This window comes from Aliiroseovarius sp. F47248L (assembly GCF_023016085.1).
Taxonomy (GTDB): Bacteria; Pseudomonadota; Alphaproteobacteria; order Rhodobacterales; family Rhodobacteraceae; genus Aliiroseovarius.
The window spans coordinates 532,004-551,682 of record NZ_JALKBF010000001.1; the positions used below are offsets into that span (position 1 = coordinate 532,004).

Below are 19,679 nucleotides of genomic sequence, written 5' to 3' on the forward strand. Positions count from 1 at the left end.
TGAGCAGGTGCGCGCGGCGGGACTGCAGGCGTGACCTTCGAAAGAATGCACCGTGGCCGTTCCGCGCGAACAGAACCGTTGTGTGAGTGTGGTGAAGTGAGCCAGCAGGTGCAATAGAGTGACTGGGCAGCGTTTCGTAATGGTAACTTTAATGCGGTTAATGTTTTATTGAGATAACATAAATCTTGATTAGCGAGGGTGTTTGATCGGTGTGTTGGGTGGTGTTAATTGACATTAATGTTTTCTCAGCGTAACATTTATGGGCTTAGTGTCGCTTGGAGGTATCATTATGGCTGTTGCGATCAAAACGCCCAGAGCGGCGCGTAAGGAACTCGTGACACTTGGGGAAAACATTCGTGTAGCGAGACTGCGTCGCAAACTGACCGCTGAGATTGTCGCGCAGCGCGCCGGAACAACGCGGCAGACCATCGCGAAGATCGAAAGCGGGAACCCTGCAGTCAAGATCGGCACTTACGTGGCCGTGTTACAGGCGCTTGGCCTCCTGAAAGGCTGGGGGGATATCGACGACCCGGTCGGCGAGCAAATGGCCCTGGATGACCTCCCGCAGCGTGCGAGACTGAAAAATGGTTGAGGTCTGGATCGACTGGAAGGGGCTGAAACGCGTCGGCACGCTTCACCGCACAGCGGGGCGCGGCCGAGAGCGGGTGTCCTTCACCTATCATGACGATTGGCTTGCCGACGAAAATGCCTTTGGGCTTTCGCCGGACATGCCTCCCGTTGCGGGGCAATTCGTGCCTGAGGCAGGACAGGACATGCTTGCGCCGCTTGGGGATTCTGCCCCCGATACCTGGGGGCGAACGGTGATGCGGCGCTATGAGGGGCGCATGGCAGAGGCCGAGGGGCGACGTCCGAGAGTGCAGCAAGAAACCGACTACCTGCTAGGGGTGAATGACGAGACCCGTTTGGGCGCGCTGCGCTTCAGGGTTGATGGCGAGTTTCAAGCGCGCGACGGCATTGGCGTGCCTGCCCTCGTGAGCCTCGGGGATTTGCTTCATGCCTCGCAACGCGTTCTGCGCGGGGAAGAGACCGCTGAGGACCTTCAAATGCTGTTTGCACCGGGAAGCTCTCTGGGCGGCGCTCGGCCAAAGGCCAGCATCCTCGACCAACACGGCCGTCTTTCTGTTGCGAAGTTCCCGAAAGAGACGGACACCTATTGCGTGGAACGCTGGGAAGCCATTGCATTGGAGTTGGCAAGACGCGCCGGAATCACGGTTTCTGATCACACGCTTGCGACGGCGGGCGACAAGCCGGTTTTCTTGTCCCATCGGTTTGATCGGAACGATGACGGCAGGATCCCGTTCATGTCGGCCATGGCCATGCTGGGCGGCAAAGACGGCGAAAGCTACAGCTACTTGGACCTGGCCGATATCATCACCTCAGAAAGCGTGACGCCTGACCAAGACCGCGAAGAGCTATACCGGCGGGTCGCCTTTTCCATTCTCGTCACGAATCTCGATGACCACATGCGCAATCACGGATTTCTGCGGGGGCGTGGCGGCTGGCACCTATCACCGGCCTACGACATCAACCCTGTGCCGAACCAACCACGGGTGCTCAAGAGCTACGTTGATGACGACAATCCGGATGCCAGTATCGCCCTGCACCGCGCGCAACATGAATCCTATCTTCTCGAACGCGGCGAGGCAGATCGCATCATTGCAGAGGTGGCTGAAGTGACTGTGGCTTGGCGCGAAGTTGCCCGGGCCTTGGGGGCTCCGGAGAGGGAAATCAGGGAGATGGTGACAGCCTTTGAGCACGAGGAAGCGGATATGGCGCGTGCGTGAACTGGGGCAGCTATCGCCTCGCGATGATTTGCTTTGAAGACAAAGCAACACATCGGCGCGAAATTTACGCTGAAGCGCAAATCTCCAAAAATTACGCTGCAGCGTAAGATGTTGAGAATAATGGCCGCTGCGGTCTTTGAAGTTCCTGCGCCCTTATGGAGCAGGTTGACGAGACCAGTTAAATTTTGAGTGCCAAATCAGTTCCTCAATGCCGTGTTTCCGATTGCTGAACATAAGCGGGCAGCCGTAGCAGACGCGGTGCAAGCCTCGCTTCAACAAGAAAATTCCCCTGCGCCAGCGCATTCCTCGCGAGGCAATTTTCTCGCTGACAGCCCCTTGGTGCCAGCTTTGGTCATGTTCATCGAAACACTCAAAGTGAGGATCAAAAAATGGCTACTCAAACTCTGAAACTGAACGTCAAATCCGGCGAAAAAGACGGCAAGAATTTCTGGGACCGCTGCGGCGTCCTCTTCGTCAACACCGACGACAGCGGCAACATCACCTCAATCAACGTCAAACACAGCATGTTCCCCGATGTCGAGATGGTCGCCTTCCCGCGCCGCGACGAAGAACAGGTCACTGAGTGACCGGTGCGCCGGGGCGGGTTTCCCGCCCTGGCTTTTTGCAAGAACGATAGAACTTAGCATTACATCGAATTTCCCTCGAAATTTCATGGGAATACCAGCCAAAGCTAAGGTTCCTGAATGTGAAGGTTTCAACATCATTCAGGGCGTGTGCGGTGATCTGAATTAAAGAGGAGAGCTTTAGCCCGATGGCGATGAGCGCTCTACCGTGTTTGTATTTGGGATCAACTCACTACAGTTCTTCTAGTGAGCCAAGACCCATACGAAAGATCAGGGGCCGGAATAGAAGACGCGCCATGACAGGTGATGCAAACTCATGTGTCAATTTCCGAAATTCTTGTGCGATAGAAGTCTTGAAGTGCGCAAATCCGACCACGGTCTAACACCTCAGCACTGATAATCTCGTGGAGTTGTTCTTCTACCGTTGCCTTGGTCGTCCATGGAGTGGATGGCTCGTTGGTCAGCCAGCGGTCTCGGATCGCAGCGTTTGCTGCTGATCGGTAGTACACGGGTGCAAACTCTGGGGCGTTGGAGAAGATAAGCCGCATACCCAGTTGCTTGAGCCGGATGTCGTCCAGTTGAGTGACAATTCGAGCGCGGTCACGCCAGTCGGCTGAGGTGAATTCTTCAAGGGCCTGTTTGTCACCGGCGCTGTAGAATTCGTCATAGATCAACTGTTCGACGTTTTGAGCTGGCTCCTCATCCGCATAACGATCGGCCAAAGCCTGCCCCACTCGTTTATGAAATTCAGGATGCGCACGAACTAGCTGGGCGAGCGAACTGTGCGAAGCGTTGGGGCTGGCTACTGGAAAAACGTTCGGGACTTTGTTTAGGGAAATCGTCCGTATCAGCTTGGGTGATGTAGCAACCGCTTTGGCAAGTTCGCGATCGTTGGCATCGATGATAGACGCATCACAGAGGTCTAGATCGAGAAATGCGACAGAGTTACGGTTCTGCGGGTTTGTGCCTGCGTATGCACCGAAATAGGATCGTGGTGGTGCCGCCCCAAATCGTTCGACCAGGCGCACGGGATGCCCGCTTTTTAGCAATCGATCAACTTGGTGTTTGTCGCGGTTCAACAAGCATTGAGCCCAGACGGCAGGCGCGCGCTTGCGAATGAGTGATGCGATATGGATCGTTGCCTCTACGTCGCCGAGGGCATCGTGGGCGTCATGATTGGCAAAGCCGTTTGCCGGGGCGAGGCGATCCAGTTTGAAACTTTCGCGTCCAAGATCATCTATTGGCCATTCGAGGGCGTCTGGCTCGCGATCCCGGACTGCGTAGACCACCTTCATGAGATCTAGGCGGTCATTGTTGTCAAACTGGGTTTGATACAAGCTGGGATGAAGATTTTGATAGAATGACTGCCTGAGAAACTCTTCGTCAAAGGCAAGTGTATTGTATCCTGTCCATGTCGCCGGAGCCCAGCGTTTGATCAGGCCGCTAATCTGATGCGAAAACTCGAACCAGGATGGAAGAGCAGGGTCCATCAGCTGGTCTGGCGAGACACCTGTCACAGCAAGTGCCCATGGTGCTGGAAGTATGTGCGGTGCGAGCTTGCAGCGAATGTCCACGCGTTCAACCTGGTTAAGGTCGTCGTCCGTCAGGATCGCCGCAAACTGAAGGGGCTGGTCGAAAGCGGGTGATGTGCCAGTGGTTTCAAGATCGTAAAAAGCGAACATGCGTGACTACTAACGTCCTTTTTCTGCCAAAGTCCAATTCCTGCCTACCGTAGCGATGAAAGCATAAGTGCGTTTCATCTAGTTAGGAATTCTCACGCCAGCCTTAAGGAGGGTCTGAGCAAACTCCCGAAAACTTGGTCCTTCATTGCTGAAACTGAGAGTATTCAGATCTAGGACTTCCTGATCGAATGCTTTCTGTGCCGGTCGTCGAGGATCAGTCTCTGGCATATAGCGGGACTTAAGGTACAGAAGTCGGACGTCATTGTCTGCAGAATGGTCGATGATGGAAACGTCGAAGGTGTCGAACTCGACTTTCACTCGGGTCATCAAACGAGGCAAGAACGACGTCTCAAAATCGGCGTAGGTCAGCGCAGTCAGCTTTCGGCTGGTAATGTGAATTCTCAGCAGAGTTGTTTCGGACAGATCACCCGCTAGCCTTTCAGCGAGAGCTACGAACCCTCGAAGCCTGACGGAAAGTTCTTGGAGCCTATCAGTGGGAAATTGAAATCTGCCCTGTTCTAAATGACCGATTCCAGCAGCGGCTGCTGTTTCAGCATCTTCTAGGAGAAGGTCCTGGTTGCCGATCGAATAGAGGAGCGCTTGTCCAGATTCCTGCGCTCTTTTGTGGCTGCCAAAGAAAGCACGAATGTCGCGCCTTAGTTCAGGAGGAAATGAGCCATACGATTTTCTTTGTGAGAATGCATGCATTGCGAAGTGAAGGCTTAGATCTTCAGTTCTTGTGGCGACGATTCCTTCAAGTTCCTCGTGACCTATTTCTGCAATTGCCTGACTTGCCGCATACTGAAGGCCTTGCTTTGATCGCGAAAGCTTTGTCACAAGGCTTTTGGGAAGTTCTGAGATGTCGGGCTGACGGCCAAAGGCCCTGATCTCAGCAGCAAGGTCTCGGATGGTTGTTTTGTTGAGCTTGTCGTTAGGGTTTTTTGGGGTGCCTTTTTTCGATGCACTTGGTTTTGGAACGGAGCGATACTCACGGCCTTTGAAGCCTATTTGACGCCTTAGTAGGTATCTTTGCTCTTCCAACTCGTCCCGAAAGACCAAAAATATACCTTGGCCTACGGCCAAGGGTTCGACATTCAAAATGCTTACGATGAAGTCTCTGAGTTCTGCTTGGGTATAGTACTTTTGGAATGTCTGTCGGGACGTCAAGTATCCGTCGCGGTAGGGCCGCACGCCACTCAGGTCAGCCTTGCCGTACAACATGACGGATACGGCCAAGCAGAGCTCCGTTAGGCTGAAGGCGCGCCTAAGTGCCTCTGCCCGCTCTTCAGGATCTTCGATTACGTTGAGGACAAATCCAAGATTGGTGATTTGGTTCTTTTTTAGAGTACTGGGATTTGGTCGATAATGGGGATCCCAACCTTCGACGGTATAGCCATCAGACTGTAGGGCTCGGATGTCATCACCTTGACCGCATCCATAGTCCAAAACGGTTCTACCGCGACGGATCAGACCACTTGTAAACAGCAGGTACATTGGCGCTGAGAGCGCAGCTCGCGTGATCGCCGTTTTGTGGCGCTCAACAGTGTTTTTCTCTGGGCCATTCATGTCATCGGCTGATTTCTTGGCGGACTCTTCTGAGATCAAATCGCTCTGCACGATGTGTGGACCTTTGACGGTCAATCCGGCTTCAGCCAATGTCTTCATCCAAATCCGCCGCGTTCCCTTGTTTGCCATGTTCTTAAAGAGCCCCTTGCTCTCTAAGGACTGCGTCAGCTTTGCAAAGTCATCTCTTAGCGGATGATCCGGGGCTAGGAGTAGCTCCTTTCTGTGGAGAATGGGTGGGTTTGCGTCAGAATATTTTCTCATTTTTGCGCCTTCTTCCGAGAGGTTGACGAGTAGGCTTGCCCGCAGCTCTGGAAAAGCCACGGCGCTGAAGTCTTGATAGTCCAAAAACGAGAAGGTCTGGTCGTTTTGCCCCGAGATCTTCAACACTGACCATTGGAAATCTTCCGGAACCCTTTGCAGTGCAAGGCTCAGCTTATCCTTTGCGCTCGTCTGAAGGTGATCGACCGCGCTACGGTGCACGTAGATCGCCTGGCCTACCTTTTTTCCAACCGCATTTTTGAGAGATTTATTGTTTTGCAAGTTTCACCCCTCGGGTAGGATCTTTCTAAAGGCTCTTTTGAAACATCCTACCTGACCGAGGGGCGATCGATCTAGAGTACTGCTATGATGGCCTCCGCGGCTTCTAGAACTTCATCCGATGTATTGGTGTGCCCAAAACTAAAGCGTATGGAGGCTTGCGCTTCATCCGATGTGAGCCCGATTGCACGGAGGACGTAGCTTGGTTCCGAAATTCCCGAAGAGCAGGCCGAACCTGTAGAAGCTGACACGATGGGTTGTAGTCGTTGGAGCATTTCTCCCGCATCGCGTCCTTCGAACCTTAGATTCGCATTGCCAGGATGACGGGAGCAAAGCTTATCTCCATTCAATCCAATATGGTCGCGGTTCGATTGCAGTTTGTCTACGAAGAGATCTCGTAGACCTGCGACCCGCGCTCTCAAAGCAGATCCGGCTTCAGAGGAATGGAACTCCGCCGCTGAGCCAAGACCAACACACAAGGGAAGGGGCAGTGTGCCGGACCGAAGCCCACCCTCTTGCCCACCTCCGTGAAACAGAGGTTCAATCCGGTCCTTCAGCTCTCGGCTCACATAGAGCGCCCCAACACCCATTGGCCCACCAAATTTATGCCCCGACAGACTAACCATGTCAGCCATATCTGCATATTCTTGGAGGTTGACTGCGCTTGGTGCCTGCGCGAAGTCGGAGTGGAGGATTGCGCCCATATCACGGCAAAGTGCTGATATTGAAGCAAGATCTTGGATGGTCCCGATCTCATTGTTGACCAATGCCACGCTTACCAAAAGAACATCCTCGCTTAGCATGTCTCGCAGTTTGTCGAGGTCGACGTGGCCTTTCCCGTTGACCGGAATCTCTCGAACCGCACATCCTTTTGTCTGAGCCACATAGGCGGCACTTTCCAATACGCACTTATGCTCCGTCGCTGAAACAAGGATTGTCGTGCGCTGACTTTGCCGTTGCTCCGGAGTGCTCAGACCCTTGATGGCAAGATTGTTCGCCTCTGTAGCGCCGGATGTAAAAATTATCTCATCCGGATCGACTCCAAGGAGGTTGGCCACTTTGGCCCTCGAAGTCTCGGTAGCCTTATTCGCGGACCACCCTATGGAATGTTCGGAGGAGTGCGGGTTGCCATGGAACTCAGTCCATAACGGCTGCATTGCGGCCCGAACTGTTGGCAGCATCGGAGTGCTTGCTTGATGATCAAGGTATATGGTCAAAGGGTTTTCCTGCCAAATCGAAGGTTATCTGTAGACCAAGCTTGATCCTGGGGTCAAGCACCAGGTCGTCGTTGACCATCCCCTCGGAAGATCGCTATAACAACCACTAAGCGGGGTAGCAGATTTATGAAAAAGCAAACAACATTTACACAGGATTACAAGCCGCAGTTCTCCGGCCACGAGACCTTTCCGTTGCGCTACGGATGGTTGGAAAAGGCTTTCGAAGCTGTTGATGCTAGCGGCTTGAATAACAAAAAGATTTTTTCAGAGAGCGAGGCGATTGCGCACTTTGGTGTGGGCAAGAACATGGTGGCGGCGATTCGATTTTGGGCACAGGTCGCAGGTATTCTCACAACGGATGGCAAGGATGTAAGAACGACCGAATTTGGTCAGCAGTTACTTGGCCCCAATGGGTGCGATCCATACCTTGAAAGCGCTTCGTCTCTTTGGAAAATCCACTGGGATATTGCCTCCAATCCTAAGCATACAGCCACCTATTGGTTGTTCAATGTTTTCAATGAACCCAACTTTGACCGCGATACTGTTCTGCGAAGACTGATGGAATTTATTGGTCAGCGTGGTTGGAAATTGCCAACAGAGAAAACGTTAACAAGCGATATAAACGTCTTATTGGCTAACTACGTGCCTAGCGTCCCAAAGCGGGGACCTGGCGAAGAGGCGTTCAATTCTCCGCTGACCGAGCTGGGATTAATACGGCGGCGCTCAAATGGAAAATTCAGTATGAACTTAGGGCGAAAGCCAGGCCTGTCTAACGGCGTGTTTCTCTATGCGGTGTGCGATTTTTGGGAGCGAACTTCTTCTGCAAACACACTTGGCGTCCAATCAATGCTACTAGAGCCCGGTTCTCCTGGAAGGGTTTTCGTACTTGAAGAGTGGGAACTGATTGATCGGTTGGCCGATGTCGCTGACATGTCCGACGGTTTGATTTCTTGGTCTGAGACGGCTGGATTGAAACAACTTCTTAGACAAGAGGAGTTTCCCCAAGGTTTTGCAGAAAACCTGTGGTCCTCCGACATTTCTGCGTTGAGAGGTTCATATGCCGCTTAACGAAATTGTCTCGGTGAATGGGCGCTTTCTGCGATCTGTTCGAATTGATCAAGATGACCGTAATGAAGCCCTAGAGGGGTTTGTCTTTTCATCATCAGTAAGGGAGACCCTTAGTAATTTCTCACACCAACAATTTGAGAGCGGGCAAGGTGCCTTCACTTGGACTGGTCCGTACGGAAGCGGGAAGTCGAGCCTCGCACTCGCCCTCTCCGCGTTGTTGAGTGGTAGTAAGCAAGAACGCGCAACGGCTGCGAGCAAGACTGATCCGGAGTTTGCAAAGGAACTATGGAAGTTACTCCCTCCGAAGCGAGATGGCTGGAAATGTGTGTCGGTCGTTGGGCGCAGCATGGAACCCTTTCAGCTGATCGGTGATTGTATCAAGGATGCAGGATTGGCGGCGCGCCAAAGGAAGTTTGATACGCCTGAAAAAGTAATTGAGTACTTGCAGTTTTTGGCCGCCGACGACCGTGAGCATTCTGGGGGTTTAGTCCTCTTTTTGGATGAAATGGGGAAGCTACTTGAGCACGCGGCATCCTCAACAGGAGATGCATATTTCTTCCAACTGCTTGGTGAAGCGGCGTCGAGAAGCGGTGGCCGCCTTATTGTTGTGGGTATCCTTCATCAATCCTTCCAAGAATATGCGAGCCGCTTGGCACGCGACATCAAAGATGAGTGGGGAAAGATCCAGGGTCGCTTCATCGACATTCCCGTCAATGTATCTGGCGATGAGCAGATTGAATTGGTGAGCAAGGCGATTATCGCTTCAGAGCAGCCGGATAGCGCTAGACGGAACGCAGAGGCAGCCACGGAACTACTTGCCGATGTTCGACGTGGCGCGTCCGTAGTTTCGAAAGAGTTGCTTACTAGCGCTTGGCCACTCAACCCGCTTGTTACACTGGTGCTAGGGCCTGCATCGCGTCGGAGTTATGGGCAAAACCAGCGTAGCATCTTCAGTTTCCTGGGCTCTTCCGAGCTGTTCGGCTTTCAGGACTACCTTGAGAAGGCGAGCAAAGAAAATCCGAAAGACTACGGATTGGCTGATTTTTGGGATTATCTAGATTTCAATCTGCAAGCTGCGATCGCCGTGTCTTTGGACAGCCATCACTTTGCAAATGCGAGGGATGCAATTGCGCGGTGGGAAGCGAAAGATGGCGGTGAGATCGGTGTGCAGCTGCTAAAGTCGCTAGCCATTTTGGAACTGACGCAAAAGCAGACCGGAGTAGGTGCGACGCTGGGCGCACTTAGCCTGGCAATAAATCAAACAACTGCTGCGGTAGAGGGGCTCTTGTCAGAACTTGAGGCGGCGTCGATTGTTGTTTTTCGAAAGTTCAGGGGCACTTACTCTCTCTTTGACGGGAGCGACTTTGACATTGAAGTGGCGTTGGATGAGGCATTGAGAGAAAGATCAGACTTCGATCTCAGCTCAATCTCAAACGCTTTATCTTCACCCAATATCGTCGCGAAGCGGCACTACCGTGAAACTGGTGCTCTGCGCTGGTGCGAACTCAAGGTACTGCTCGAAAGCCAAGTCGAGAACTATGTTACTAGCTTTACACCTACAAATGGATGCTTTGGCGCATTCATCATTACACTGGACGATGCGACGCCAAGCATTGTTGAGGATTTTGGTGAGTATGGGTGGGGGGCCGACTTTGCGGTTGTGAGGTCTGAAAAATCGAAGAACCTTGTGGCGCTCGCACGAGAGCACTCCGCTTTGAAGGATATCTTGGCATCGAACCCCGAGATTCATCGAGACAAAATCGCGCGCAGAGAGCTTACCGATCGTATCGAGGCGATTGGGGGTAGGATTGAGCATGAAGTCTGGCAATTGATCGCAAGCGCAGAATGGGAAACTGGAATTGATGATCTCCCGATTTCCGCGCGCCGGAACCTCACAGTTTTGGCCTCAGAAATGGCAGACCGTCGGTTTTCGCAGTCGCCCAAACTAAACAACGAACTGCTGAACCGCACCAAGCCCTCGGCATCGGCCAATTCAGCGCTCAAGCTGTTACTGCATGCTGCCGTCCTTAAAGAAGGTATTCCGGGGCTTGGGTTTAAGAAGTTCCCAGCGGAAAAAGCTCTGTTCGTATCGCTCGTTGAGGCCAACGAGCTATACGTGCAGGAGGGTGACAGTTGGCAGTTTGTGCCGCCTTCAGGAGAGGACCCCGCAAATCTGTTGCCCATTTGGAAAGCAACGAAAGACTTCTTGAAGAAACGGGGTAACCACAACGTACAACTTACCGATGTTTATGACCTATGGCGGGCACCTCCCTTTGGGTTGAAGGACGGTTTGATGCCATTCCTTGCTGTGCTGTTCATGCTAGCTGAACGCCGGAACCTGTCACACTATCGGGAAGGTATTTTTCTATCGACTATTTCGGATGTCGACGTGGACTATGTTCTGAGAGCGCCGCAAATGGTCCAGCTGCGCTGGATCGAAATGAACCGAACGACCAAGAGGCTGCTTACTGAGCTGGCAAACGCGGTCGGTGAAGTTGTGGACAAACCAATCTCAACTTTAAGTCCGCTAGAAGTTGGACGCGCGCTCATCGCAGCTTACGAAACTTCAGCACCTTGGGTTCAACGAACCGCACGTCTTCCTGAGCACGCAAAAAAAGTCAGAGCGCTCTTCAAGCGTTCTAATGACCCACAAAAGTTCGCATTTGATGACATTCCTGGGCTCTACGGACAGGACATCGACATTCTCACAGATCAAGGAATCTCTGAGATCGCTCAAAACATCAAAGAAGGGCTCATCGAAATCCGCGCAGCTTACCCTGCGATGCTCACAAGAATGCGCGAACACATTCTGAACGAGTTACAAGTTCACGGGCGCACTGCGAAAGCGTACCGAGAACTGAATGAGCGCGCGAAGAATATCCGAGATGTTGCAGGTGACTTGCGGCTTCGATCTTTCATCACCCAGCTCACAAGCTTCGGAGATGACCTACAGTCGATGGAGGCACTCGCGGGGTTGGGCATCAACAAGCCTGCTAAAGCTTGGATCGATAGCGACATAGACCGTGCAATTGTGCAACTCACCTTGCTTGCGCAACAGTTCAACCAGCACGAGTCTGTCGCGCGCGTGGCCGGGCGGAAGGACAAGCGCTCCGCAATGGCCTTGATTGTCAGCGTTGATGATCGGCCCACGCCTGTGATGGAGGAATTTGATGTCTTGGACTCCGACGATGAGCAGGTGAACAACCTGAGTAGAAAGATTGAAGAAGTGTTGCAGGAAGCTGCGGAAGGCACCGGTAGAAACGTCATCCTAGCTGCATTGGCAAAAGTCGGGGCTGCGAGGATCAAACAATCGAACGCAAGTGAGGAAGTAGATGGTTGACAAAGTTAAACATGTTCTAGGCTTGTCAGGGGGCAAAGATAGTTCAGCCCTCGCGATTTACATGAGCCAGGCTCACCCCGAACTTGATATTGAGTATTTCTTCACTGATACGGGCGAAGAGCTGGATGAGGTTTATGAGTACTTAGCGATGCTCGAGGGTTTTCTTGGCAAGAAGATCCGGTACCTGGATCCGGGGCGAGATTTTAAGTTCTACCTAGCCCAGTATAATCAATTCCTCCCGTCTGCCCAGACGCGTTGGTGTACGAAAGACCTAAAGATCAAGCCCTTTGAGAAGTGGGTGAAATCTGAATTCACCGAGCAGGGATATACAGTCTATAGTTATGTGGCGATCCGGGCTGACGAAGATTTTCGTCAAGGTTTGAACTCGAAAAATGGAAATTTGATTACCAAGCTGCCTTTCAAAGATGATGGGATCGACAAGGCCGGCGTTTTCGAAATTCTTGAGAACTCGGGTCTTGGCCTTCCATCATACTACGATTGGCGTTCCAGGAGTGGCTGCACGTTTTGTTTCTTTCAGCAAAAAATTGAGTGGGTTGGCCTAAAGGAGCGTTACCCTGAAGCCTTCGAGAGGGCTAAGCAGATGGAGAAAACTTCTCTCGACCACGGATCGCCGTTTTCATGGAGTGAAGGGGAAACACTGCTTGAACTGGAAAAGCCTGAACGCATCGCTCAAATCCGCGCAGATCATGAAAAGCGTGTCGAAAGAGCTAAGGCGAAGAGGAAGGTTGATCCTCTACGGCCGGAACAAGGCGCAGTTGATCTAGATGAGATTTATGGCCAGCAAAAGGTGTGTTTGGCCTGCCATAAATGATCTGATGTAGGAATTTTTTTAGGATGCAGCGATGAAGGTCTTTGGAAGCGGGCTCGCGGATATCCACCGTCAGATTGTTTCGTATGAATCCAAAATTGGGTTTTGTTTCCTCAACAGATCACTGAGCTCGCATTTAGGGGTCGTCGATGAAAAAGCATTTCCCTTCAGGGGCTTTACCAAGCAGCGGAATCTGTCAAAGTATGTTGAAAGCGCACACCCTTGGGGCGAGCTGCTGGCGAGTAGAAAATCGAGAGAGTGGAAAACAAGATGAGTTCGACTGCCGCAGTTGACGCCCTCGCAAGCATAGGTATCGCACGACTGGCGGCTTTTTGGGGTGAGAACCGGTTAGAAGGGCTTTCAGAGCTCGGGGTTAGTACTCGACCTCGCGCGGTAGCTGAAGCCATGCTGTCTGAGAGTGGGCTGGCTATCTTTAAGAAGCGAGACCTCAGAAACGCTGTACTAGAAGTGTTTTCGCCACAAGTTATCCGAGACAAACTCGGCTCAGGGCCAAATGGTTGCCCTGTAACTATTCCACCGAATTTTACTTGGGGAAGAAATGAGGCAACGACCAATTTTCTAAAGCTGATGGACCTGAACATCGACGAAGCTTTCCCAAACGATTTGATGTCTGGCCCAGAGCCGCATCTGCAAACACACATTGAAAAACCCCTATTTGATTATCAAAACAGCATTAGAAAACAGCTTGTTAGTTTTTCGTTTTTGGAGGCAGGTGCCCACGCCAATGCAGCAAGCAGAAGAATCGTTGCACATATGCCGACAGGCTCGGGGAAAACTCGAACAGCCATGGAATTCATTTCAGATTTCCTTAGGTTTAGCTGTTCACGTGAAAATCCCGTTGTGGTTTGGCTTGCTCATAGCGAAGAGCTCTGCGATCAGGCGGTTCAAACGTTCCTTAGCATTTGGACAAAACTGGGAACTGAGAATGCAAATGTTTACTCAATGTGGGGGGGCAGGAAGCCAGACAACATCGATCTGAGCAAGCCCTGTTTTATAGTTACTAGCTTTCAGAGTTGCTACTCTAGCATTCACTCAAACAAAAACGCTGATTTTGACCGATTTGCAGAAATTAGGCGCGAATGCAGTCTCCTGATTGTCGATGAGGCGCACATGTCGATGGCGCCGACTTACAAAAAAGCAATAGAGTTTCTCTGTAACTCGAGCACTACTCTGATCGGCTTGACGGCTACGCCTGGTAGGCATCACGTTGGGGGTGATGTAGCTCAAACCAAGGCTCTATCGGACTTTTATGGCAACAAAAAACTCACGATAGACCAGCGATTGACCGGCGAGCGAAACTCAATTGAGTATCTTCAGGATCGTGGGATTTTGTCTTCTGTTGAGCGTATGCGTCTCAACACCAGCGCTACTGTTAATCTTGACGCCGACGCAGTCAGGTTAATTTCCGATCTTTTAGACATCTCACCCAAAGTGCTGGCGGAGTTAGGCAACAACGCCCAGAGGACATTGGAAGTAGTCGCTGCAGTCGAAAAGCTTGCACTTGTTGATAAGAAACAGACCATCGTGTTTTGCCCATCGAAGCAGAATGCATCTGATATGGCATTGGTCTTAAGGGAAAGAGGGTGCGCGGCAAGAGCGGTAACCGGCGAAACTCCACCAAGCGATCGACGCGAGGCGATTGAAGATTTCAAAAACGGAAGTGTCAGGGTTCTCACAAATTTTGGTGTTTTGACAACCGGATTTGACGCGCCAAAGACAGAGGCCGTTGTGATTGCGCGTCCGACAACGTCGGTTGTCCTTTATTCACAAATGGTGGGACGGGGCCTTAGAGGCTATTCAGTTGGTGGGACGCCTAGCTGCACTGTGGTGGATGTGGTTGATAATATTGTAAATTTACCCAACGTGCCGCAAGCTTTTACGTATTTTGACGAACATTTCGGGGAAGCAAAATGAACAAACAAGACAAGCCAGTGCAGATTGTTGATGCGTACTTGGCGCTGAATGCATTGCGCCAAGTCGGCTATCGAAACACAGCTACTGCGGTAGCTGAATTGGTTGATAACTCGATCGAGGCCGAGGCAAAAAAGATAACCATAGTTACGCTGTCAGCCAGAGAACCTGTAGCAAAGCGTACGGTCTACCGAGTTCAAAAAATAGCGGTTTTGGATGATGGGCACGGGATGACACCGGATGAGTTGGGGCGCTGTCTATCACTAGGTTGGGGCACTCGACTAGATACCCGAGATGGTCTCGGACGTTTTGGCTTTGGACTTAAAGGTTCGTCTCTTTCACAGGCGGAGCTTGTTGAGGTTTATTCTTGGCAAAATGGGTCGGTCCACAAGACGTATCTTGATCTACCGGAAGTCAAGGAAGGCAGACAGCAGTATCTTAAAAGCGTTGAAGAGACGGACCTTCCCAAAGAGATAGTTGAAGCGGTTGGAGGAAAGATCGGTGGCAGTGGCACGCTGGTCTTATGGTCCAAGCTAGATGGAGTGGATTTCAAGCGCCCGTCGACGCTCTTTTCTCGGATGCAGGAAGAGCTCTGCCGCATTTATCGGCACTTCCTGGATGACAATGATGATTATGGCAAGAAACGTGATGTGAGCTTGGTCGACTTCGATCTAGACAATAACAAAGTCGAAGCGTCGCACGAGTTGAAGCCCAATGATCCTTTGTATCTTTTGGAGCCGTCAAGCTGCCCTGACAGCGATGGAAAGGCTACGAACGTCGAGTTTGAGAAACCATATGCCATACCAATAGAGTATGAGCAGGGAAAATTTTCGGACATTGAAATTCGCCTTAGTATAGCAAAGCCAGAGACCCAAAAAATGGGTGGTAATTCAAATCTCGGCAAGCACTACGCACGCAATACTGGTATCTCGTTTGTTCGAGCTGGCCGTGAGATAGACTTTGGTTCCTTTGGTTTTCTAGACAGTGATACCAGGCAGAGGTGGTGGGGCGTAGAAGTACGTTTTAAGCCGGTTTTGGATGAGTTGTTTGGTGTTACTAACAACAAGCAGCATATTCGAGGCTTCAAGAAACTAGACCCGAAACACGACGTCGAGCAGATTGAAGCCTTGAACGAAGCTGCGGAGGACCCGGAGAATTCTGGCCACTACAAATCCTCATTGCACCTTGAGCTCAATCGAAATCTCACAGTTAAGATCAATGCAATGTTGGACGTTATTAAAACACGAAAGGAAGGGAGTTCTGCGGACCCATCTAAAGCCAAGCCTGACCCCGTTTCTGAAAAGGTAAATAAGGATGTGGCGGAGGATCACACTGAAACATCCTCAGACAAAGAGGCTGAGACCAAGTCGGAACAGGAGAAGCTGGCAGAACGTACAAAATATGTTCTGGAAACTCGCCCAGAGCTTTCTGAAGAAGATGCACAAGCGTTCGCCAAAGCAACGATTGACTACAAGGTTGACCTGAACAAGGGCAGTTGGCCTGGGACAATGTTCTTGGACCTGCAGTTCGTAGCAAATGCAGCGGTTGGAGTTATCAACACCCGTTCCCCATATTACGAAAAATTGTGGCAGCATGTCGAAGACTCTGGCGATGATCGAGCGCTGAGTGCTCTTGAAGTGTACACGATGGCTTATGTGCGTACTGAAGATGAGTTCAGGAAAACCCTAGATGGCGAAACCTTTGAGAAATTCCGTGACCGGTGGGGCTACTGGGTATCCAAACTCTTAGAGAATGTTGACGAGTAGAATGCTTCTCTTAGAGACGGGTGCTTTTCGAGAGGAACTTGCGTTTGCCTTGTCATCGGCAGAGCAAGAAGTCATCGTTATGAGTGCATTTATTAAGCTCGATGCGCTTAAGTGGCTTATTGAAAACAGTAAAACGAGCAACCTTAAGGTCGTAGCCCGTTGGCAGCCGACAGATTTAGCAGCTGGAGCCTCCGACCTGGAGTGCTTTTACCTCTGTGATGAGGCTAATATTCCATTCGGGATTTCTCAGAACCTGCATGGAAAAGTCTATATCGTAGATTCTAAGATCTTCATTGGTAGCGCCAATCTAACATCAAAGGGGATGTCCCTTTCGCATTATGTAAACGACGAGTTCGGAACTGGATTCGAATACGGTCAGACCGAGAAGATCAAAGTCCAGGACTATCTCGCTTCCGTAAACTGGCTTGATGTCAAAACTGTCGAATTGATGGCTGACTTCTTGAGAGGCTTTGGCGGCAACACGGATGTGCAGTCGAATGAGTGGCCCCAAGAAATTTCTGAAAAACTTGGTTCTCAACCCCTCGGTGTTTGGTTTCACGATCTTCCAATGTGCAGCCCAAATCAGTTGCTAACGCAGACGGCTGCAGCAACGGCAATAGAGCACGATCTAGATTGCTTTCGAGGCAAGAAAGGCGCTGCCGAAGGCGAGCTGTTGAAAGGCTTCATGTCGTCGCAAATTTGCTTTTGGCTTGAAGTGCAATTGCAGGAATACGGTGAGCTATCCTTTGGGAAGGTCACCTCGCTGTTTCACGACCAGATACTTGATGACCCTATGCCATATCGAAAGAACATCAAGGAAGGTGTGGCAAACCTGTTCGATTGGGCTAGCAGGTGCAACACAAAGTTTGAAGTGGCCAGGCCGCAGCACAGACAGGTAATCCGTGCGGTGTAGTAATGAGCCCGCGCTTTCGTGCGCGGGCGACGTTTCCCAGTAGACTGCACCGGAGCTCAACGGGCCGTTGGCCCGCTCACCCCGATCCAGACATCATTCTTTTTGTTTGGTCCGCCCATCATCCCTGACCGTGGCGGTCAACCTTAGTCCATCCCCAAAATCAGCCACCAATTTCCCCTGTCTCGCGGGCGAGCCATTCCTCGCGGGTCAAATTGGCGTCTGATTTTGGCGCAGACATTTTCTTCGCAAATGTGGCCGATTGACAGCCCCGTTCAGGGCCGTGGGTCGGGCTTTGCCCACTCCCACTCTGTTCCGCCGAATACATGCGTATTCGGTCAGATCAGGTGGCCGAGGCGCAGCCCATCGGCGGAAGGGGGCGCGAAGCCTCACCCGCGTCACTTTGATCGAGGAGGCCACAAATGGCACCGAAGTTAGATGTTTATGCACATGTCACTGACACCATTATTGCAGAGATCGAGGCAGGCACACCGCCATGGCGCAAGCCGTGGACCGGAAGCGCGTCGGGCATTGCCCTGCCGAGCCGACATAACGGGGAGGAATATCGCGGGATCAATATCTTGATGCTCTGGGTCATGGCGGCCAAGCATGGCTACGTGTCCAGCCGCTGGATGACCTACAAACAGGCGCAGGAGCTAGGCGGCCAAGTCCGCAAAGGCGAAACGTCGTCGACCGTGGTCAAATACGGGACGTTCACCAGAGAGAACGAATTGGGCGTCGAGGAAGAAGTGCCCTATGCACGCGCCTACCGCGTCTTCAATGCGGATCAGATCGAGGGCTTGCCGGAGGATTACTACATCCGGCCCGAGGCCCCGCGCGACCTCGGCACGGCGGAAGATCCAGAGCTGGAGGCGTTTTTCAGCCAGACAGGGGCGGAGATCCTCACCAGCGACGACCCGCGTGCCTATTACAGCCCCGCCAAAGATCACATCCACATGCCGCCGATTGCCACGTTTCACGATGCGGCAGGCTATTATGGGACGTTGGCCCATGAGGTGATCCATTGGACTGGCAGCGAAAAGCGGCTGGAGCGGATCAAGAAGTTTGCCAACCGTGAGGCCTACGCCTTTGAAGAGCTGGTGGCGGAAATCGGCGCTTGTTTTCTTGGTGCTCAGATTGGCGTCGCGCCGGAATTCGACCAAAGCGCCGCCTATGTCGAAGGGTGGTTGAAAGCTCTCAAAGAGGACAAACGGGCGATTTTTCGTGCGGCGTCCGAGGCCCAGAAGGCAGCCGATTTTGTTTTGAACGCTGCAGGTCAAAGCAAGGAGGTGGCAGCATGATTCCAGACTATCACAGCGATGATTTTTCGACCGCGCGTCTGGAAGATACCGTCAGCTTGCGAAGCGCCGCCCGTGAGGCGCGCGCCACGCTTTACGCGGTGTTGAACCGACTGGAACTGAACGATCTGGACGGCGAAGAGCAGCCCTATATCGACGATTGTCTCGGGGCACTCGCAATCCTTGAGGAGGCGTTGCGATGACCTTGGAAGAGATCAAAACAACAGTGGACGCGGGCAACCGCGTTCACGGGGCTATGGAGTGAGGTTTTTCTCTTCAGTGGATCAACAGCCATAAGTTGAACACAATCAGACTTTAGTGATCTACTGATGTTGAATTGAAATCTGATTGAGCTCTGATGGCTGGGAACTACGAAATTTTTGAGACCGATTTTTTAGGTGATCGCATTGGCAAGCGCTGGGAGCAAGAGATTGTCGTTTCGCGAGGTCGGGAGGCATTTTTGCGCTTTGCGGGGGATGGCGCGCACTACCGTGTTATGACAGCGACAACTGGTCAGGATGATCTGGGACTTAGAGCTTGCAGAGATCCTGATAGACTGATGAACGCTGCGCGTGAACTCGCTTTAAAAAAAGTGACTGCGGTTGATGACGAACCGCCAGTGGATTGCCAAGGGCGAAAGTATGTAAGGTTGTTCACGTTTTCTCAGGACGTGGATGTTTCTGACGCGCAGTTTACTTGTGAGCTCCACGAGCTACTCGTGGAATTTTTTGATATTTATGACAATTTGGAAGGCAAGAGATAAATGAAGACGCTGGTGTTTCTTTGGTTCGTCGCTTCAGCAAGCGTTGCTTGGAAGGTTTACTTCGGGATTATGTCCCCTGACTACGATGGAAGTAGAATGGAATCTTTGATTGGCATGGCAGGAGTTTGGGTTCTGCTTTCGGTTGCAATCATTGCAGTTTGGATATTTGGAAAATTGCGCCGCGCATTGTCAGGTAAAACCGGAACCAAGCCAGCGGTTCGCCAGTCATAGCCTTACTGCACTAAATTGCATGAAATTGGCCGCCAATCTTGGCGGCTTTTTTTGTTCCAAGCCCTGCGCATGTGGCCAGGCTTTGCCCGGCGGTCGTAGCCTAGGGCTGCTCCAAACGGAATACAGGCAGTTGATGCAATATTATAATATT

At 51.7% G+C, this 19,679-nt stretch carries 16 protein-coding genes; 13 read left to right on the plus strand and 3 right to left on the minus strand.

Annotated features, from left to right (window positions below):
* The first annotated feature begins 289 nt into the window (after positions 1-289).
* The 3 genes from MWU51_RS02680 to MWU51_RS02690 all read left to right on the plus strand — a co-directional run bounded on the left by MWU51_RS02680 (position 290) and on the right by MWU51_RS02690 (position 2,392).
* On the plus strand, positions 290-592 hold the full coding sequence (locus tag MWU51_RS02680; protein ID WP_247034444.1) for a helix-turn-helix transcriptional regulator: 303 nt from the start codon (positions 290-292) through the stop codon (positions 590-592).
* Entirely contained in the window at positions 585-1,805 is a 1,221-nt protein-coding gene (locus tag MWU51_RS02685; protein ID WP_247034446.1) for a type II toxin-antitoxin system HipA family toxin, read from the plus strand. The genes MWU51_RS02680 and MWU51_RS02685 overlap by 8 nt, the downstream gene beginning before the upstream one ends.
* 389 nt (positions 1,806-2,194) lie before the next feature.
* Positions 2,195-2,392, plus strand: a complete 198-nt coding sequence (locus MWU51_RS02690; RefSeq protein WP_247034448.1) for a hypothetical protein — start codon at positions 2,195-2,197, stop codon at positions 2,390-2,392.
* Positions 2,393-2,703: 311 nt separating this feature from the next.
* Here the strand turns inward: MWU51_RS02690 and MWU51_RS02695 are convergent, their stop codons facing one another.
* The 3 genes from MWU51_RS02695 to MWU51_RS02705 all read right to left on the minus strand — a co-directional run bounded on the left by MWU51_RS02695 (position 2,704) and on the right by MWU51_RS02705 (position 7,391).
* The gene (locus tag MWU51_RS02695; RefSeq protein ID WP_247034450.1) at positions 2,704-4,071 is read right to left on the minus strand and encodes an exonuclease domain-containing protein; all 1,368 of its coding nucleotides are present in this window, start codon (positions 4,069-4,071) and stop codon (positions 2,704-2,706) included.
* 78 nt (positions 4,072-4,149) lie between these two features.
* The gene (locus MWU51_RS02700) at positions 4,150-6,177 is read right to left on the minus strand and encodes a DNA phosphorothioation-associated putative methyltransferase (RefSeq protein WP_247034453.1); all 2,028 of its coding nucleotides are present in this window, start codon (positions 6,175-6,177) and stop codon (positions 4,150-4,152) included.
* Between the two features lie 71 nt (positions 6,178-6,248).
* On the minus strand, positions 6,249-7,391 hold the full coding sequence (locus tag MWU51_RS02705; protein WP_281502635.1) for a cysteine desulfurase family protein: 1,143 nt from the start codon (positions 7,389-7,391) through the stop codon (positions 6,249-6,251).
* A 126-nt stretch (positions 7,392-7,517) separates the two neighbouring features.
* Between MWU51_RS02705 and MWU51_RS02710 the strand changes: the two genes are divergently transcribed.
* The 10 genes from MWU51_RS02710 to MWU51_RS02755 all read left to right on the plus strand — a co-directional run bounded on the left by MWU51_RS02710 (position 7,518) and on the right by MWU51_RS02755 (position 19,528).
* Positions 7,518-8,459, plus strand: a complete 942-nt coding sequence (locus MWU51_RS02710) for a DUF4007 family protein (RefSeq protein ID WP_247034455.1) — start codon at positions 7,518-7,520, stop codon at positions 8,457-8,459.
* Entirely contained in the window at positions 8,449-11,799 is a 3,351-nt protein-coding gene (locus MWU51_RS02715) for a hypothetical protein (protein WP_247034457.1), read from the plus strand. Before MWU51_RS02710 ends, MWU51_RS02715 begins: the two co-directional genes overlap by 11 nt.
* Positions 11,792-12,631 carry a phosphoadenosine phosphosulfate reductase family protein gene (locus tag MWU51_RS02720; RefSeq protein ID WP_247034458.1) on the plus strand — a complete coding sequence of 280 codons (840 nt, stop codon included), beginning with the start codon at positions 11,792-11,794 and terminating at the stop codon, positions 12,629-12,631. The genes MWU51_RS02715 and MWU51_RS02720 overlap by 8 nt, the downstream gene beginning before the upstream one ends.
* Before the next feature lie 267 nt (positions 12,632-12,898).
* Positions 12,899-14,563 (plus strand): DEAD/DEAH box helicase, encoded by a 1,665-nt coding sequence (locus MWU51_RS02725; RefSeq protein ID WP_247034461.1) that lies wholly within the window; start codon positions 12,899-12,901, stop codon positions 14,561-14,563.
* Positions 14,560-16,326 (plus strand): ATP-binding protein, encoded by a 1,767-nt coding sequence (locus MWU51_RS02730; protein ID WP_247034463.1) that lies wholly within the window; start codon positions 14,560-14,562, stop codon positions 16,324-16,326. The genes MWU51_RS02725 and MWU51_RS02730 overlap by 4 nt, the downstream gene beginning before the upstream one ends.
* 1 nt (position 16,327) lies before the next feature.
* Entirely contained in the window at positions 16,328-17,239 is a 912-nt protein-coding gene (locus MWU51_RS02735; RefSeq protein WP_247034466.1) for a phospholipase D family protein, read from the plus strand.
* A 419-nt stretch (positions 17,240-17,658) separates the two neighbouring features.
* Complete coding sequence (locus MWU51_RS02740; protein ID WP_247034475.1) at positions 17,659-18,537, plus strand: zincin-like metallopeptidase domain-containing protein; 879 nt, start codon at positions 17,659-17,661, stop codon at positions 18,535-18,537.
* A complete protein-coding gene (locus tag MWU51_RS02745) occupies positions 18,534-18,737 on the plus strand; it encodes a hypothetical protein (RefSeq protein WP_247034477.1) in 204 nt (67 codons plus the stop codon). Before MWU51_RS02740 ends, MWU51_RS02745 begins: the two co-directional genes overlap by 4 nt.
* A 155-nt stretch (positions 18,738-18,892) precedes the next feature.
* Positions 18,893-19,297, plus strand: coding sequence for a hypothetical protein (locus MWU51_RS02750; protein ID WP_247034485.1), 405 nt, complete (start codon positions 18,893-18,895; stop codon positions 19,295-19,297).
* Positions 19,298-19,528 carry a hypothetical protein gene (locus tag MWU51_RS02755; protein WP_247034487.1) on the plus strand — a complete coding sequence of 77 codons (231 nt, stop codon included), beginning with the start codon at positions 19,298-19,300 and terminating at the stop codon, positions 19,526-19,528.
* Positions 19,529-19,679 lie beyond the last annotated feature (151 nt).

Bases quoted from the DNA above. Each gene is read 5' to 3' on its own strand.
- MWU51_RS02720 (WP_247034458.1), top strand. From the start codon at position 11,792: ATGGTTGACAAAGTTAAACATGTTCTAGGCTTGTCAGGGGGCAAAGAT.
- MWU51_RS02690 (WP_247034448.1), top strand. From the start codon at position 2,195: ATGGCTACTCAAACTCTGAAACTGAACGTCAAATCCGGCGAAAAAGAC.
- MWU51_RS02685 (WP_247034446.1), top strand. From the start codon at position 585: ATGGTTGAGGTCTGGATCGACTGGAAGGGGCTGAAACGCGTCGGCACG.
- MWU51_RS02680 (WP_247034444.1), top strand. From the start codon at position 290: ATGGCTGTTGCGATCAAAACGCCCAGAGCGGCGCGTAAGGAACTCGTG.
- MWU51_RS02725 (WP_247034461.1), top strand. From the start codon at position 12,899: ATGAGTTCGACTGCCGCAGTTGACGCCCTCGCAAGCATAGGTATCGCA.
- MWU51_RS02740 (WP_247034475.1), top strand. From the start codon at position 17,659: ATGGCACCGAAGTTAGATGTTTATGCACATGTCACTGACACCATTATT.
- MWU51_RS02750 (WP_247034485.1), top strand. From the start codon at position 18,893: ATGGCTGGGAACTACGAAATTTTTGAGACCGATTTTTTAGGTGATCGC.
- MWU51_RS02695 (WP_247034450.1), bottom strand. From the start codon at position 4,071: ATGTTCGCTTTTTACGATCTTGAAACCACTGGCACATCACCCGCTTTC.
- MWU51_RS02715 (WP_247034457.1), top strand. From the start codon at position 8,449: ATGCCGCTTAACGAAATTGTCTCGGTGAATGGGCGCTTTCTGCGATCT.
- MWU51_RS02735 (WP_247034466.1), top strand. From the start codon at position 16,328: ATGCTTCTCTTAGAGACGGGTGCTTTTCGAGAGGAACTTGCGTTTGCC.
- MWU51_RS02710 (WP_247034455.1), top strand. From the start codon at position 7,518: ATGAAAAAGCAAACAACATTTACACAGGATTACAAGCCGCAGTTCTCC.
- MWU51_RS02730 (WP_247034463.1), top strand. From the start codon at position 14,560: ATGAACAAACAAGACAAGCCAGTGCAGATTGTTGATGCGTACTTGGCG.
- MWU51_RS02755 (WP_247034487.1), top strand. From the start codon at position 19,298: ATGAAGACGCTGGTGTTTCTTTGGTTCGTCGCTTCAGCAAGCGTTGCT.
- MWU51_RS02745 (WP_247034477.1), top strand. From the start codon at position 18,534: ATGATTCCAGACTATCACAGCGATGATTTTTCGACCGCGCGTCTGGAA.